Annotated in this window: 13 protein-coding genes; 6 read left to right on the top strand and 7 right to left on the bottom strand. The window is 37.4% G+C overall.

The annotated features are described in order from the left end of the window. Positions 1 to 37: 37 nt before the first annotated feature. Positions 38 to 676, bottom strand: coding sequence for a histidine phosphatase family protein (locus A0J48_RS00855; RefSeq protein ID WP_200319419.1), 639 nt, complete (start codon positions 674 to 676; stop codon positions 38 to 40). A 613-nt stretch (positions 677 to 1,289) separates the two neighbouring features. Here A0J48_RS00855 and A0J48_RS00850 point away from each other — a divergent pair. Further along, a complete protein-coding gene (locus A0J48_RS00850) occupies positions 1,290 to 2,582 on the top strand; it encodes a serine/threonine-protein kinase (RefSeq protein WP_200319417.1) in 1,293 nt (430 codons plus the stop codon). Positions 2,583 to 2,680: 98 nt separating this feature from the next. Here A0J48_RS00850 and A0J48_RS00845 read toward each other — a convergent pair whose 3' ends face one another. From A0J48_RS00845 to acs, 3 genes are all read right to left on the bottom strand, one after another. Beyond that, a complete protein-coding gene (locus A0J48_RS00845; RefSeq protein ID WP_200319415.1) occupies positions 2,681 to 3,277 on the bottom strand; it encodes a DUF4365 domain-containing protein in 597 nt (198 codons plus the stop codon). 4 nt (positions 3,278 to 3,281) lie between these two features. Beyond that, entirely contained in the window at positions 3,282 to 3,719 is a 438-nt protein-coding gene (locus tag A0J48_RS00840; protein WP_234300642.1) for a DUF4365 domain-containing protein, read from the bottom strand. A 163-nt stretch (positions 3,720 to 3,882) separates the two neighbouring features. Next, complete coding sequence (gene acs / locus A0J48_RS00835; RefSeq protein WP_200319411.1) at positions 3,883 to 5,853, bottom strand: acetate--CoA ligase; 1,971 nt, start codon at positions 5,851 to 5,853, stop codon at positions 3,883 to 3,885. A 542-nt stretch (positions 5,854 to 6,395) separates the two neighbouring features. On the opposite strand from acs, the gene A0J48_RS00830 reads away from it, so the two are divergent. Then, positions 6,396 to 7,088, top strand: coding sequence for a hypothetical protein (locus A0J48_RS00830; protein ID WP_200319409.1), 693 nt, complete (start codon positions 6,396 to 6,398; stop codon positions 7,086 to 7,088). Positions 7,089 to 7,156: 68 nt separating this feature from the next. Further along, entirely contained in the window at positions 7,157 to 7,579 is a 423-nt protein-coding gene (locus A0J48_RS00825) for a hypothetical protein (protein WP_200319407.1), read from the top strand. A gap of 207 nt (positions 7,580 to 7,786) precedes the next feature. On the opposite strand, the gene A0J48_RS00820 is transcribed toward A0J48_RS00825, so the two are convergent. Beyond that, positions 7,787 to 8,209, bottom strand: a complete 423-nt coding sequence (locus A0J48_RS00820) for a hypothetical protein (protein WP_234300641.1) — start codon at positions 8,207 to 8,209, stop codon at positions 7,787 to 7,789. Between the two features lie 322 nt (positions 8,210 to 8,531). Continuing rightward, a complete protein-coding gene (gene htpG, locus A0J48_RS00815; RefSeq protein WP_200319405.1) occupies positions 8,532 to 10,499 on the bottom strand; it encodes a molecular chaperone HtpG in 1,968 nt (655 codons plus the stop codon). A 271-nt stretch (positions 10,500 to 10,770) separates the two neighbouring features. On the opposite strand from htpG, the gene A0J48_RS00810 reads away from it, so the two are divergent. The 3 genes from A0J48_RS00810 (at position 10,771) to A0J48_RS00800 (ending at position 14,170) form a co-directional block, all read left to right on the top strand. Further along, entirely contained in the window at positions 10,771 to 11,157 is a 387-nt protein-coding gene (locus A0J48_RS00810; protein ID WP_200319404.1) for a hypothetical protein, read from the top strand. A 99-nt stretch (positions 11,158 to 11,256) separates the two neighbouring features. Next, on the top strand, positions 11,257 to 11,688 hold the full coding sequence (locus A0J48_RS00805; protein WP_200319403.1) for a DUF29 family protein: 432 nt from the start codon (positions 11,257 to 11,259) through the stop codon (positions 11,686 to 11,688). Between the two features lie 82 nt (positions 11,689 to 11,770). Then, a complete protein-coding gene (locus tag A0J48_RS00800) occupies positions 11,771 to 14,170 on the top strand; it encodes a tetratricopeptide repeat protein (protein ID WP_200319401.1) in 2,400 nt (799 codons plus the stop codon). A 770-nt stretch (positions 14,171 to 14,940) separates the two neighbouring features. Here the strand turns inward: A0J48_RS00800 and clpB are convergent. Then, complete coding sequence (gene clpB, locus A0J48_RS00795) at positions 14,941 to 17,610, bottom strand: ATP-dependent chaperone ClpB (protein ID WP_200319399.1); 2,670 nt, start codon at positions 17,608 to 17,610, stop codon at positions 14,941 to 14,943. Positions 17,611 to 17,690 lie beyond the last annotated feature (80 nt).

Here is a 17,690-nt window from a genome sequence, read left to right as displayed (position 1 = left end):
CTCTTGCCTTTTGCCTTTTGCCTTTTGCCTTTTGCTATTATGTTCCAGGACGAGAGCGAATATGATCAGGTATATGATAGCGATCGCCTAATATTTCCAACAAAGGACCATTAACATCAAATTTCACCTTACTTACTGATGCCACCAAAATATTTACTCGATAACGATAGCATCCCAAATCAATTCCTAGTAAACTACAAAGGATAATCCGAATTGTGGCTTTATGGGAAACTACTAAAACATTACCTTCAGTATGTTTGTCTATAATTTCAGTAATCACAGGCATAGAACGGTTAGCAATTTCTACCGCAGTTTCTCCACCTAGTGGTGCATTCCAAGCGGGTTCTGACAACCATTTGATATAGTTTTCTGTGTAATTTTCTTGCACAAAAGATTTACTCTTGGTTTCCCATTCACCGTAACTACCTTCTCTCAGTCCTTCTCGCACCTGCATATCTATACCAACAGCATCACAAAATGGCTTGGCAGTAGCAATAGTGCGCTTCATGGGACTAACATAAACCGCTTCCCACTTCAAGTTTTTATAAACATCGGCAAAACTCTCTGCCATCTGTATTCCTTCTTTTGTCAATTCTGCATCAGTTGCACCGCAGAAATTACCACTTTGACTAAAAGTAGTTTCACCATGTCGCAGTAAATATAAATTGAGTGTCATACTGTGTATTGAGATGGGGATAGAAGAGTTTGTACAAACATAACATATCTTAATCTCGCACTTGAGTATGTAACACCAGGACAAAGTTAACAAACAAAAAAGTCAATTAATGACAAACTGTTGTCTGCTATGGCAGGTGACAGGTGACAGGTGACAGTGGTAAAAGCCTTTGAGTGTCTAACTAAAGATCAAAATCCCCAGGTATGAGAACTCTTGGGGATCTTGTCGTAAGTGAGCCGAGTTAATTAATAGGGTTGTTCTAAATGTACAAAGTAATTGTGGAAAAGTAGTGGAGAAAATGGGGACTCATGAATTTTGTAAGAATCAGGATGTACAGGATGTAAGGATGTACAGGATATGGGTTTTTGTTAGGGGTTCATTTTTTTGCTTTAAGTCTTGACAAGACGCGAAAAATAAATTATACTTATGTTATGAGTGGGAATCTGTGCGCGCATATATAGTAAAATTTTGTATTATTAGCATCATTATTTTTACCCATATCTAAAATATCTCCGACTTCTAGGATAATTGATTTTGATACAGGATGATTAGATCAAAAAAGTCGGGGATCTAAATTCTGTTAATCCTAATTTAGACAAAATACTATTTCATCATGTTACAACCAGGAAAAACATTAAAACAACGTCCCCAATACGTCATAGAAAAAGTAATTGGAGAAGGAGGTTTTGGAATTACTTATAAAGCTAAACATAAAGATTTGAATTTTCCCGTTGTTATTAAAACTCCTAATAGTCGGTTGTGTAGAGATGCTAATTATCCTAAATACGTGGAAGGTTTTCGCAAAGAAGGAAGAACATTAGCTAAAATTTCTCAAAATCATCATCCCAATATTGTCAGAATTATAGACTTTTTTGAAGAGGATAATTTACCATGTTTAGTCATGGATTTTGTGAAGGGTGAAAATTTATATCATTTAATCCAAGACAAAGGTATTTTATCAGAAAAAATTGCTATTGATTATATTAAACAAATTGCTGATGCTTTATCTCTCTGTCATCAAAATGGCATTATTCACCGGGACGCACATCCTGGTAATATGATTTTGAGAGAAAATAGCAATACTGTAATTTTAATAGATTTTGGTTTAGCAGGAAATGTGAATAGTCAAAGTATTAACCAAGCTGCTAATATGGCTTTTGCACCTTGGGAACAAATGTTAGAAACGGAAAAATCAGCAAGTATAGATGTTTATACTTTAGCTGCTTCTTTATTTTATTTGGTGACTGGAAATACTCCCACACCTTGTTTAGCCAGGAAGATGTTAAATAATGATTTAATAGAACCAAAAAGGATAAACACAAGGATTAGTGATAGGTTAAATCAAGTGATTATTAAAGGTTTGGAATTAGAACCTATAAATCGTCCGCAAAGTATGAAGGAATGGGTGGGTTTATTTCCTGGTGCAAGTCATGGGGATAATGGTAATGCGGTAGAATTAAAATCAGATGTAGGGATGGATTATAGGAGACTGCGTGACTTACTCGAAGCAGGGAATTGGAAAGAAGCGGATGAGGAAACAGCAAGGGTAATGTTAGCAGTTGCAAAACGGGAAGAAGAAGGTTGGTTAGAAGTAGAACACATTGATAATTTTCCCTGTGTAGACCTCCGCAACATTGATCAGTTGTGGGTAAAATATAGTGATGGTAAATTTGGTTTTTCTGTTCAGAAACGGATTTATCAAGGTTTGGGGGGAACGAGAAGCTACGATGCAAAAATTGGGGAAGCCTTTGAAGAGACGGTAGGATGGGGGGTTGGTGTGGTACTGAAATATTTTCAAGTAATTTTAGCACCAGAAGGACACCTCCCGTGTTGGTGTGGGTGGGGGTGGGATTGTAAGAGTTGGGCGTGTTATTTCTTCTCTCGCGTCGAGACTTGTAGATTTTAATATTTAAGGGTTATAGAAAATTACTAAGTCTGAATCAGGATAACCAGGATTAAAGGATGAACAGTATGGTAATTTTTAGATGGTTTAACATCATGTACTTAATGATTGATATTATCTTGTGATTTCTGCTGGTTTGTAATTTTTTCTAGCTTACTTAACCGAGACACTCTACGTTTTGATAATAGATTATGTTTTGGTATTACATCAGGTATTTTATAATCAATTGGTGCATTATCGTACCATTGATTCACTAAATCAACAATATTATTTATTGATTCATTGTTTAATTTTCTAAATTCTGGACTTACATTACGTTTTAATTTGTTACCGTTTTCGTTATCAATAACTGGTTCGAGAATCCATTTGTAATATCCATTATCATTATCCAGGGTAAAGAAAAATAGACATATTGGGAAATTACATTTTGTAAATCGTGATAGCAGAACATTTATATCTGCTCCTTCTATATTGAAAACATCATCATTTTGAATTATATTAGGTGTAGATTTTACAGCTTTTATTTCCACCCCAAAAAGCCTATTAATATCTTCACCATTTTTGCTAATGGAAACTAGAACGTCTAAATCATAATCTTTTGTGTCTCTATAAACAATCAAATCGTCACGTTCAGTTAAAGATACTATTGCTAAAGCTTTTGAACGGAAACCAATATACCAAGGTTGTTCTGTTTGCATTGCTTTATCTCCATTTAAACTTGGAACTTAAATTTTTCTGTTTATTCTGTGTATAAGGTTTCCAGAAATCATTGACTTCATTCCAAAGGATTTCTCTATTTTGTTTATCAAGAGGAAATTCAGTAGATAGGCTTGAGAGAGATTTTAAATTTTCTCCATTAGCAGAAACTATATAACCTGTTTTTTGAATGTCATCAATTCCAACTATATAAGTTGGTGCTGGATAAGATGCTATACCGATTACAGATTCTTTTTTTACTTGCACATTGAGACGATTATCTTTTTTAGTATAACCTTGTCTAGTCGTTTTGACTTGTACAAAGAAATAGGGAATATAAGAACCAGCACCTACTAACTCAACAATAAAATCAACATACTGCCATTTATCTCCTAAAAACTGCGGTTTAAAAATTGGACCATCATCTGAGTCAAATTCTGTCATTAAAAGGCTAAATAGCCATTCACCTCTCTGTCCAAGTGCATCCCTCATTGTGTTCTGTATATCCCTATTTTAATTCAAATTATCATCTTCTTCTCAAAATATAGGGTAGGCAATTTTGCCCACCCCATACAGATTTTACACAGTTATGAAAAACTATTCCAAACTATGCACCTTCCCTTAACTTATCCAACACACTGCGATCCTCAAGAGTCGAAGTATCCCCTGACACCTCCTGACCCGCAGCCAAATTCCGCAACAACCGACGCATAATTTTACCCGATCGCGTTTTTGGCAGTGCATCAGTAAACCTGATTTCACCCGGACGAGCGATCGCACCAATTTCACTGACAACGTGCTTCTTCAGTTCCTTACTCAACTCCTCACTCGGTTGATAAGTCCCCTCTAAAGTCACAAAAGCTACAACTTCCTCACCCTTCAACTCATCAGGTTTACCTACCACCGCAGCCTCAGCAACCGCAGGATGAGACACCAACGCAGATTCAACTTCCATAGTTCCTAAGCGGTGTCCAGACACATTCAGCACATCATCCACACGCCCCATTACCCAGAAATAGCCGTCTCCATCCTTCCTTGCACCATCACCGGCAAAGTACGTATAATTACCATCTTTGGGCGGAATATGTTCCCAATAAGTACGACGGAAACGATCAGGATCACCGTACACAGTCCGCATCATTCCCGGCCAAGGATGACGTACAGCTAAATAACCACCTTCATTTTCTGGAACAGAGTTACCTTCTAAATCCACGATATCTGCAATAATGCCAGGGAAAGGTAGAGTAGCTGAACCGGGTTTGGTGGGAATTGCACCAGGTAAAGGTGTAATCATAATACCACCGGTTTCCGTTTGCCACCAAGTATCCACGATGGGACAACGTTCACCACCAATGATTTTGTGATACCACATCCAAGCTTCGGGGTTGATAGGTTCACCTACAGTTCCCAATAGACGCAGGGAAGAAAGATTGCGGGTTTTAGGATGATGTTCACCCATTTTAATAAAGGCGCGAATGGCTGTAGGTGCAGTATAAAAAATCGTCACGCCGTATTTTTCAATCACATCCCAAAAACAACCAGGATTAGAACCACGGGGCGCACCTTCATACATCACAGTAGTTGCACCGTTGGAAAGGGGACCATAAACTATATAGCTATGTCCAGTAATCCAACCCACATCGGCAGTACACCAATATACATCAGTATCCTGGAGGTCAAAAATCCATTTTGTGGTAATATGACTGTATAGGTTATAACCGCCTGTGGTGTGGACAACACCCTTCGGTTTGCCGGTACTACCGGAGGTATAAAGGACAAACAGCATATCTTCGCTGTCCATCGGTTCAGCAGGACAATCTGCGGACACACCTTTTTGTAAATCATGCCACCAGTGGTCACGTCCAGCTTCCATCTGGGTTTTCTGATTTGTGCGTTGTACCACTAGTACATCTTTGACGCTGGGTACAGCACCTTCAGCTAAGGCTTTGTCTACCTGTTCTTTCAAAGGTACAATTGCATCCTTACGCCAACCACCATCTGCTGTGACTACTACTTTAGCCTCTGCATCGTTAAGGCGATCGCGCAATGCTTCAGCACTAAAACCACCAAACACGACGCTATGGGGTGCGCCAATTCTCGCACAGGCTAACATAGCAATAGCAGCTTCGGGAATCATCGGCATATAAATCCCGACGCGATCGCCCTTTTTCACTCCCAACTGCTTCAACACATTGGCAAATTGACATACTTCTCGATGCAATTGGGAGTATGTTAGTGTGCGTGAATCTCCTGGTTCACCTTCCCAAATTAAAGCTGCCTTATTTTTACGCCAAGTAGTCAAATGTCTGTCAAGACAATTGTAAGAAATATTAATCTTCCCATTCACAAACCACTTAGCAAAAGGAGGTTGCCAATCTAGTACAGTGTCCCATTTTTGAAACCAGTTTAACTCAGTGGCTGCCAATTCTGCCCAAAATGCTTGTGGATCAGCCTTAGCCTGATCACAGAGACTCTGATATTCTGCCAGACTTTTGATATGAGCCTGTTGGGAAAAATTACTCTCAGGATGAAAGAGACGGTTTTCCTGTAGGATGGATTCTATAGTCGGTTGAGACATGATGATTTATGTAAACGATATGGTGACTGAAAACTATTGTTAACAAACTTTTGACAAACAGTATTTAGATTTTCGTTAAGCTAGGTATAGATATCCAAGTTACTCACTTGGCATAATTGCCACCAGAATGAGGAACTTAAGATAGATGAAAGCTGAAGAAAATATTAAGTATGATTTAGGAAATCAAAAACTGTACATCTTGTACCTTGTTAAACGGTAATATAGCAGTGTATTGCTAAATTCATAAAGCGTATCCCAGGTTGCAGAAAGTAAACAATGAGAGTGATAAAGCCTTACACCGAAAATATTGTACTGCTGACTGTTAACCACTGACCGCTGCTGTAGGTATTTTGCTCCAACTCACTGGGTCAAAACCAGAGTTGTCAAATTCTCCAAATTTGGCCTTTACAAGACTGGGGAAAGAATGTCAATGAAATTTCTTTTTTAAACCAAATTTAAACTTTCAACCATGATTAGGATACTCGTCTTCAAAGGTATAAATTGAAAACAAAATGTTTAGTTAGTGAAAAGTAGGGCGTAGTTTGCAAGCAAAAGAGATAAAGGATAAACTAAAGTCACTGATCGAGAAAGCCTCAACCATAGATCCTCAGTTAGCCAAAAGGTTAAATGAGATTTATCGTTGGGTCAAATACATTCGTCCTGGTTCCCTAACTGCTAAACCATTTGTCCTTGCCTTTCTCCTAGAAGTGATTACGGACTCTACAATTTGGCTAATCATTCAATCTTTACCTTCCCAAGCAGCACGAGAAGCAAAATTTAACCAAATGACGGGAAATGAAAGGTATTGGTATGGTTATTTATTTCCTAAGTGGATAAACTCAACAGATGCCAAATTTTATATTTGGAAGAAAAAAATGATGGCAGGTGAGTTTAATCAGTTTGATGATGATATTATTAGATCAATAGCTCAAGATATTGTACGTCGTGAAGGTAATTATTGGCAGCGTTATATTGCCGACCTTTCTATGGCTACAGACTTAATTGTCAGCAATCATCAACAGAAACCACTTTGTATTCAAGTCACCACTGTTAGCAAAGAATATCATGTCCAAAAATATGAGAAGTGGCAAAATGCTCTACAAATGTGGGAAATAGAGAGAGGATTGTTCTTAAGTTACAATCCCGCCGAGAATGATTTTATCAACCAGTTGGTAAATGTGGCGCTGTACAACAGTGATCATCTTGCTGAAGGAAAGTATGTCAACTTTTCCTGATATCAAATTTTTGATATTGAACACCTACACCTGAGTCCTTGCATCCTTACCTGCTTACGACAGCATTTATGCTTAACCAAAAAGAAATGAACAGCATTACTCAAGTAGATGAATTTGCTGAAATTTTAGCAGCAGCCCGCAGAATGCAGCAAGACTGGCTAGAATATGGGGTCAATTATGTTCATCTTTATGTTGAAGATGTAGAAGGAGATTGGTTAGAAACCTGGGGAAATGATGAAATATTAGGTGATTCTCTATTAGATACTATTAAAGAATTTTTGGTGAGTAATGATGATGTTGCTGTCAAGATTAGACAGAATATCAGAGACCAGCCACTATTTGATTTAGCAATCAGTTTGGAAGAATGTTTGAGGATTTCTAGAGAAGGTGAAAAAACATTTGCTGTGAGAGATATTTTAGCTCGTTATCTTCATGTTGGTGAAATAGATTTATTTGATTTAGCCAGTAGTTTGCGAGACAAGTTGTTGTAATATAACCGCAGCATTTAGAAGTCAGAGGTAACATGATCCCCCCTGAAAAAGGGAAAAACAACTGCATTTTTAGCCACCCTTTTCCAGAGGGTTTGGGGGGATTGCCTACGGCACGCTACGCGAACAAAACCGTAACCGAAATGTATTGCTGTGCTGCTAATATTTCTAGGGCTAACAATTAACGCACCCTACAAATATCAAAAGTCTCTAAGGAACAAGTACACCTCTTAGTTCTTGCACGTGAGATTTATAAACATACCAGGTTTGATTATTATCAATGGTATCTTCACAGGGAAGTGGTTTTTCAAATGTCACTTCCCAATAATCACTCAACTTTTCAGTATTACCTTTAGGACGTGCAGGTGCATTTTGAATTACTCTCCTAATAGAAGAAACAAAAAATTTCTCACCTGATTTAGCTGGACATTTTTCATCACTAGCGATATCTTTTGATTGCTTGTACCAGCTTTCTCGTGACTTAAAAGTAGTTCCAGAAGTAGCTTTAACCCTTAAAATGCGAAATGTAGGAGTTGTTTGAGAAAACACAGTATCGGCATTCAGCACACCAATTCCACACACCACAGCTAGAGACAATAGTAATTTCTGACTACCTAATCTAATCTTACCCATTCTCATTTTCATGTTGTTTAGCGACTATATCATGTCCGTCTAAATATTTATCATATCTGTTTGGGCAGAGAAAGGGGAATAGTAACAAGTTTATTACCAGTAATCAGTAGGTTGGGTTGAGGAACGAAACCCAACATTTACAAGAGTTTGTTGGGTTTCACTTTGTTCAACCCAACCTACAAAAATCCTTAACCGAACAGTATTGGAATAGTAACAAGTTTATTACCAGTAATCAGCCGAGGTCGATATTCTCACAAATAGAGACGCTGCCAACAACGTCTCTAACAACTGTAGGATACTCCCTATATTTAATTGTTTTTTTCTACTTACTCGCTTGTTCTGTCAGCTTGGTTAGCACCTCATTAGAACGTTCCACAAAAGATTTCATTCCTTCAGCATCAAAGCCTTTTTGCGACATCAGTGCTAAATCATAAACGTGCTGACAAATCATTTTTGTTAACTGCGCGGTGGGTGATTCTCCATCACCTTGAATAATACTACCTTGATTGATAGTTAAAAGGTTTTGAATCAAAGGATGGGCAGTATTGACTAACAAAATATGTTCTTCAGGAAAATCAGCATTTTGCTGTTGCATCATGGCGTTCATTTCCCGCAGACGACGGAGAATTTCTGGTAACAATACCATTGCTGGTGGTGTTCCTTGGGGATCGTCTGATTTTAAGGCTTCGGTGCGAATATTAACTTTGGGTTTGTTGAGTGATTGTTCAAATAATTCTTTGATAATTTCACTCTTGGTTTTATTAGTGGTGGGGTCAACAATTTCCCCTGATTTATCATCTAACAATGTGTTATCAAGGTCAGAGTCTACCCGTGTAAATTTGACATCCTGATATTCTCTTTCCAGGAAGTTAATAAAGTGGGTATCAATGAAAGAGTCCATAAATAGGACTTCTAAACCTTGACTTTGGTGCAGTGCAATATATGTGGCTTGAGTCGCTTCGTCTGTGCTGTAAAATACTTTATTTTCGTGGCGTTCTTTGTTGCGTTCTAGATATTCTTTGATGGTGGTATAAGGTAAACTGCTGCTGTTTGCTGAAGTCACATCTTGCCAAACATCACCTTCTGAAGATTGGACTTCAACTGCGGGTGTTTCTGCGGGTTTTTCGTTTAATTTAGCGGTAGTACGGAAGATGAGGATATCTTCGACTTGTTTTTTAAATTTATCGTCGTTGAGAACACCAAATTTAACGAAAGTGCCTAAATCTTTCCAAGCACTAATGTATTGTTCGCGGTCATCGCGGTATAATTCTTTAAGTCTATCGCCGACTTTTTTGGCGATGTAATCTCCTATTTTTTTAACGGTGCGATCGCCTTGTAAAGCACTGCGGGAAACGTTCAAAGGAATATCTGTACTGTCAATTACACCCCGCATCGGCGTTAAAAATTGAGGGATAATTTCATCACAGTTATCACTCACAAACACCTGATTGCAGAATAACTTAATTTGTCCTTTAGTTACATCTACATCAGGACGCATTTTCGGGAAATACAAAATCCCATTAATAATAAAGGGATAATCTGTATTGAGATGCACCCATAACAAAGGTTCTTCTTGGAAAGGATAGAGATAGCGGTAAAATTCTAAATAATCTTCTTTAGTTAAATTGTGAGAAGATTCTCTCCAAGCAGCTTTTTGTTGATTCAATACTTCCCCATCTAATTTGATGGGAACTGGCATAAAATCACAGTAGGTTTTAACTAAATTCTTAATTCTCGCAGCTTCTAAATATTCTTCCTCATCGGGCATTAAAGTGAGGATAATAGTAGTACCGCGAGTAGTGCGGGAAGATTCATCTAAGGTAAACTCTGGTGAACCATCACAACTCCAGTGAACCGCTTGAGAACCTTCTTTGTAGGAAAGGGTATCAATTTCTACTTTTTTCGCCACCATGAAGGAGGAGTAGAAACCTAAACCAAAATGGCCAATAATTGGTTGGTCTGCTTTTCCTTCATATTTGTGAATAAATTCTTCCGCACTAGAGAAAGCGACTTGGTTAATGTATTTCTTGACTTCCTCTGCGGTCATACCGATACCATTATCGGAGATGGAGAGAGTTTTGTTATCTTTATCAATGGCAATTGTAATTTCGGGTTCCCCTATGTCTCCATTATACTCACCAGCACGAGAGACCATTTTCAGCTTTTGGATCGCGTCCACAGCATTGGATACCAGTTCCCGCAAGAAAATTTGATGATCTGAATAAAGAGATTTCTTGATAATTGGGAAAATATTCTCAGTATGTATACTGATAGTGCCTTGTTCTAGCATAGTTATCTGTCTGTTTTACTGGCAGAGATCATTCTGAGGATCAATTTTCGGCTATGTATGTCTTTTTTGAGGTAAGGAATACCTCTAAATTATGATTCGGATTACACTACCATGTTAGGGGTAAGGGGACTGGGTAGAAAAATTAAGTAAATTGTGGTGCCGGCATCTTGCCCGCTAGAATTATACCAACCAAATACACAACAGCTTAGTTGATGATTTCCAGGAATGATGACGATAATGGGTATATTCAACTATCTTGAGGAATAGTTCAATGGAACCCATAACTTTAGCTACTGCTATTGCTACCATATTTCTCACTGGAATGTTACAAAAACAGGGTGAAAATTTTAGTGATGTTTTAATGCAAAAGGTTGGAAACGCAATTGCTGTAATTCGCAAACATTCCCCAGACACAGCAGCAGCTTTAGCAGCAGGTAATCCAGAAGTATTATCTCTCAAGCCAGAAGTTTTACAACAAATTCCTGATGATCCGATTTTTGCAGAATTGGTTGCTACTGCTGATGTAGAAAAAAATGCCACATTTAAGGAAAAGTATCAAGCAGTCAAAGCTGGTGGCACAATTAACATTATCGGTAAACAGCTTAACCTTTCCCAAGCTGGTTCAGGCAATACTCAAACTAACAACATCACAATGTAAGGAACAGTAGGGGTTTAGCAATGCTAAATCCTCATTCTCACACTAATTGTTTTTAATTTTATAATCAAATTGAGCAATTCAGTTCAGGAGGTTTGAGTTATGGAAGAATTACTAGAACTTCAACAATTACTAATAAATGGCAATATTCCTGGTGCATTGCTGCTAGTTGAAGAAATGACGGAAATGAGTAAAGATGATAAGCTGAATAAAATTTTTAGTTTTGGTAAAATTATTCTTCTGCATCTAATTAAACAAGCAGCGGAAAAACGTACCACTAGATCATGGAATTTGTCTATTGCTAATGCAGTCAAAGAAATTCAACGCACAAACAAGCGTCGTAAATCAGGAGGAATGTACTTTACTAGTGAAGAATTGCGAGAAACTTTAGAAGATGCTTATGAATTGTCATTGAATGGTGCAGCAAAAGAAGCATTTGAAGGTAAATATGAAACTGAAGAATTAGCAGTAATGGTAGATAAGGAAATGATATTAAAACAAGCTATTGATTTAATTTTAGAAAATGCCAATTAAATAAAATAGCAAGTAAGGGTTTAGCATTGCTAAACTCTTTTATTTATCAAGTATGTGAATACTTTTTAAGTGTAATTATCCTATGAACTTTAACAACATTGATAAACAAATAAATATCACACAAGACGGAAAAGATAATCAGATAAATATTACCATTCCTTCCCAACCACAACAACTAGAAACAAACCCATTCACACCACCCCAACCCCGTGAAGGTAGACTGTTTGGACGGAAAGAGGAATTAAAAGAACTCCATCAATTATTGCAAAGTGGTAAAAACGTTTGCATTGTTTCCGGTATGGGTGGAGTTGGCAAAACTAGATTAGTGCAAGAATATGCAAATCTCACCGAATGCACATCATTTTTTACTGGTGGAGTCTATTATATTGATGCTAGAGATAGGCAAAATATAGCTGCGGAAATAGTCGCATTGACAGAGTGGAGATTTAAAAGCGAATTACCAAAAAATTTAACACCTCAACAAATGGTAACGGCTTGTTGGCAAGCATGGAAATATCAAACAGAAAAGGTATTATTGATTCTTGATGATGTTTCTAATTTAGCGGAGAACATCAAACCCTATTTACCACCAAAAGATTTAGTTTCCATGCGGTTGTTGATGACTTCGCGGGAAACACCGGATAAACGCATTGCGGAAAAATTAGAATTACAAGTATTATCAGAAGATGCAGCAGTAGATTTATTAGCATCAATTATTGGACAAGAACGAATAGATGCAGAACTAGAACAAGCTAAACTACTTTGTTATGAGTTAGGATATTTGCCTTTAGCTTTAGAATTGGTGGCATATTATTTAGATGATGAAGACTATCAAGAACTAACGCTAGAAAAAATGCGTGGTAAGTTGCAAGAAAAAATCAAACATCCTTCATTGTCACCAGAAGAAGTACCGGGAGGAATGCAAGCACAAAGAGGACTGCAAGCTGCATTTGATTTAAGTTGGGATGAATTAAAACCAGAAGCTAAACATCTTGCTTGTGTATTAGCAGCATTCGCACCTTCTCCTATTTATTGGCGTTTTGTTACAGAAATTTATCAACGTCTGCAAGGTGAGTCATTTAGTGAGGATAATTTAAAAGACCGTTGGTTAAAATCTCTCCGCAAGCTGCATCTAGTGATAACTGTTGAAGAAAATATTTATAACTTACATTTACTTATTCACGATTATTTTAATGAACATCTTAAACAGCATTTTGACTATAGCCAAATTAAACAAGCATTTTGTGAGGTTTTGACTAATGTTGCTAGTAATATTGATCAATCAACCAATCTGGAAACATTCAATTTAATTGAACCACATCTCAAAAAGATGATTACTTTGTGTGCAAGTAATGAAGATACTAAATTTGCTCGCAGTTTAAATGGTTTAGCATTACTTTACTATTCACAAGGACGATATAATGATGCTGAACCTCTTTTTTTACAATCTTTAAATATCAAAAAATACCAATTAGGTAATTATCATCCTAATGTTGCTGCTAGTTTAAATAATTTGGCAGTATTATATAGAAATCAAGGACGATTCAATGATGCTGAACCTCTTTTTTTACAATCTTTAGATATCTACAAATCTCAATTAGGTAATGATCATCCTGATCTTGCTACTAGTCTTAATAATTTGGCATTATTGTATAGAAATCAAGGAAGATTCAATGATGCTGAACCTCTTTTTTTACAATCTTTAGATATCTATAAATCTCGATTAGGTAATGATCATCTTGATGTTGCTACCAGTTTTACTAAATTAGAATTGTTGTATCAATTGCAAGGAAAATATAATAATGCTAAATCTCTTTTTTTACAATCTTTAGATATTAGAAAACGCCAATTAGGTAATGATCATCCTGATGTTGCACAAAGTCTCAATAATTTAGCAGGATTGTATCAATTGCAAGGAAAGTACAATGATGCTGAACTTCTTTTTTTGCAATCTTTAGATATCATCAAAAACCAATTGGGTAATGATCATCCTAAAGTTGCTACTAGTCTAAATAATTTGGCATTATTGTATAGAAATCAAGGAAGATATAATGATGCTGAACTTCTTTTTTTACAATCTTTAGATATCAGAAAAAGCCAATTAGGTAATGATAATACTGATGTTGCTGCTAGTTTAAATAATTTGGCATTATTTTATATATCACAAGGTAAATATTTGAAAGCTGAAGATTTAGCCAACCAAGCTTTAGTAATATATCAAAACAGATTAGGTAATGAATATCCTCATACGCAAAATGCAGCAGCTACAGTAAAGTTACTATATATAATGCAACTTCTGCATTGTAATCAAGAAAAATTATTTACCATTCTTAAAGCACTTGCACGACAAGCAAACCTTCCTGAACTTAATACACAAGCAATATTAACCTTACTAGAAATGATAGAAAGCAATCCTGAGTTATTGTCATCTATTCGAGAGTCTTTGCAACAGCAAACAGCAGCATCAGATGATGATACGTAATAATAAAATTGTCTGAATCAGGATGTCCAGGATGATAGGATTTACAGGATTATAATTGTCAAAATACTTGATAAATTACTCAAATCCTGAATAATTCATGTTTGAGTCAAATAAATATAGTGCGATTTTGTGATAAATTCTCACAAAACCAATTGTCTGAATCAGGATGTTCAGGATTTAAGGATTTACAGGATTATAAGTGTCAAAATACTTGATAAATTACTCAAGTCCTGAATAATATCATGTTTGAGTAAAATCAATATATTGCGATTTTGTGGGAAGTTCTCACTAAACTAAGTATGTATAATTTCCGGAAAATTCATAATTAACTTACCAAAAACCATTAAGAACAACTACTCAAACTATAAATATAAACCTGCTTAGATAGAAAATGACACAGTGATTCAAGTGAAATCCATAAATCATCCACAATAATCACTCTTGTATCTATCATCCTGTAAATCCTATAATCCTGGATATCCTGATATGGCTTGCGCCACGCTACGCTATCAGACAATTATTCTTGAAGCATCCGACAACAATACATAAAAATACTTCCATCATCCATTCATAACGCATCGCCCAAAAAAACAAATAAACCTCAAAAACCTAACCCCCCTAACCCCCTTCCCTACAAGGGAATGGGGAGTCAAAGCCTCTTTCCTTGTAGGAGAGAGGTTTGGAGAGAGGTTTTTTAGTAAACTTTTTTACTTTACAAACATCCTATGAATTCTTCTTTGCGCCTTTGCGCCTCTGCGTGAGACAAAAACCTACACTTCAGAAGAAGCTTCCAACAACTTCACAGTATTAGCAGTTGCTAAAGTTTTCACAGGTGCTTTCTTACTGAAAGTTAAACCATTTTCACCTTTATCTATAAAAATCGTATCCCCAGAAATAAAGGTATTTTCTAATAACTTAGTCGCAAGGGGGTTTTCAATTTCCCGTTGAATTGACCTTTTTAGCGGACGTGCGCCATAAACTGGGTCATATCCAGCTTCTACCAGGTGGTCACAGGCTGCTTGGGATATCTCAAAGGAGATTTTTTGTTCTTTCAGGAGATTTTCCACCCGTTTTAGTTGAATACGGATAATATGCCGCATTTCTGAACGACTGAGGGTGTGGAAAAGTATTAGGTCATCAACGCGGTTGAGGAATTCGGGGCGGAAGTGCGATCGCAAACCTTCCATAACTCGATTTCGCATCATATCATACTTACTATCATCACCGGATACATCGAGAATATGCTCACTGCCGATGTTGCTAGTCATGACTATGACTGTATTTCGGAAATCTACCACTCTTCCTTGGGAGTCAGTAATTCTGCCATCATCTAATACTTGCAGTAAAATATTAAACACATCTGGATGGGCTTTTTCTACTTCATCCAGCAATACCACAGAGTAGGGATGACGGCGAATAGCTTCGGAAAGTTGACCGCCTTCTTCATAACCGATGTATCCAGGAGGCGCACCTACTAACCGAGAAACAGAGTGTTTCTCCATGTATTCGGACATATCCAAACGCACCAAAGCGTCATCAGAATCAAAGAGAAATTGAGCTAAGGCGCGAGCGAGTTCGGTTTTACCTACGCCTGTCGGTCCCATGAATAAAAATGAACCAATAGGGCGAGATGGGTCTTTCATTCCCGCACGGGCGCGTCGAATAGCGGCTGCAACCGCAGAAACAGCTTCTTCTTGGCCAATTACTCTCTCGTGTAAATGGCTTTCTAATTTCAGTAATTTCTGACGTTCTGATTCCAAAAGTCGGTTAACTGGGATACCAGTCCACTTGGCAACTATTTCCGCAATATCAGCTTCCGTGACTTGTTCCCGTAGCAGGGTAGAACCTTGACTTTGAATTTCTAGGAGTTTGGCTTCTTTAACTTCCCGTTCTCTCTGCACTCCTTCTAATTTGCCATACTTCAATTGAGCAGCTTTGTTTAAATCATAATCTCTTTCAGCTTGCTCAATCTGTACCCGCAAAGCATCTTCTTCTTTCTTTAAAGCACTAATAGCTTCTAATAACTGCTTTTCCCCTTGCCATTGTTCATTAAAAGTTTGCTGTTTAACGGTTAAAGTGGCTATTTCTTGCTCAATTCGGTCTAAACGTTCCTTAGTTTGGGAAATACCGTTTTGTTCTCCTGCTAAGGACAGTTTTTCCATTTCTAGCTGCATCAAGCGTCTATCAATGGTTTCCAATTCCGCAGGTTTGGAGGTAATTTCCATTTTTAACTTCGCTGCGGCTTCGTCTACTAAGTCAATGGCTTTATCAGGTAGAAACCTGTCTGCAATATAACGCGCTGATAAAGTTGCAGCAGCTACTAAAGCAGAATCAGAAATTTTGACATTATGATGCACTTCATAACGCTCTTTCAAACCCCGTAAAATCGAGATTGTGTTTTCTACCGTTGGTTGGTCAACAAATACCTGTTGAAAACGACGTTCTAAAGCCGCGTCTTTTTCTATATATTTGCGGTATTCATCCAAGGTAGTCGCACCAATACACCGCAACTCACCCCGCGCCAGCATGGGTTTAAGCAAATTACCTGCATCCATTGAGCCTTGTTGGTTAGAACCTGCACCAACAACGGTATGCAGTTCATCAATAAATAGAACTACTTGCCCATTAGATTCCGTAACTTCCCGGAGAACATTTTTTAAACGGTCTTCAAATTCACCACGATATTTTGCGCCAGCGATTAAACTACCAATATCTAAAGATATCAATTGACGGTTTTTCAAAGACTCAGGAACGTCACCGTTAACCATTCTTTGGGCTAAGGCTTCGGCGATCGCAGTTTTACCAACGCCAGGTTCACCAATTAAAACTGGGTTATTTTTGCTACGCCTAGATAAAACTTGAATTACCCGCCGAATTTCATCATCTCGGCCTATAACTGGGTCTAATTTTCCGGCTTTTGCCTGTTCTGTTAAATCTCTGCCAAAACGTTCCAAAGCTTGATAGGGAGCTTCTGGGCTTGCTTGTGTAGGTTTTTGAGGAGTACGAACAGTTTTAACAGCAGCTTCTAACTTGGTAACATCTACATTTAAGCCTTTGAATATGCGTCTGCCAATGCGTTCATCCTCAGCAAAAGCTAGGAGTAAATGCCCTTCTGAGATTTCTTCACTTCTCATTCTGGCACGAATTTCTTCGGCGCGATCGAGCATCAAATCTAAATTCCGACCTAAGTATAGCTGATCGCTTCTACCTACTTTTGGCTGACGTTGGGTATAAGCTTCTAATTGCTGTTTTAAGCGATTTACATCAACTTCAGCACGAGACAGAATACCTATGGCTGGGTTAGTAGGTTCTTCTAAAAGAGCAATAATTAAATGTTCAACTTCTAATTGCTGTTGTTGATAAGCACGTACCACGTCCTGAGATTTAGTAACTGCTTCCCAAGCTGTATCAGTAAATTTATTTGGATCTGTAGGCTGCATTTGTAGAATTTTGGATTTTTAGATGTTTAGATTGGTGATTTTCGGTTATAAATTGGGCATTGGGAAAGAATAACACGCAT

The sequence above is a fragment of the Sphaerospermopsis aphanizomenoides BCCUSP55 genome (assembly GCF_001586785.1).
In the GTDB taxonomy this organism is placed as follows: Bacteria; Cyanobacteriota; Cyanobacteriia; order Cyanobacteriales; family Nostocaceae; genus Sphaerospermopsis_A; species Sphaerospermopsis_A aphanizomenoides_A.
This window is presented reverse-complemented; position numbering and strand designations above follow the sequence as displayed.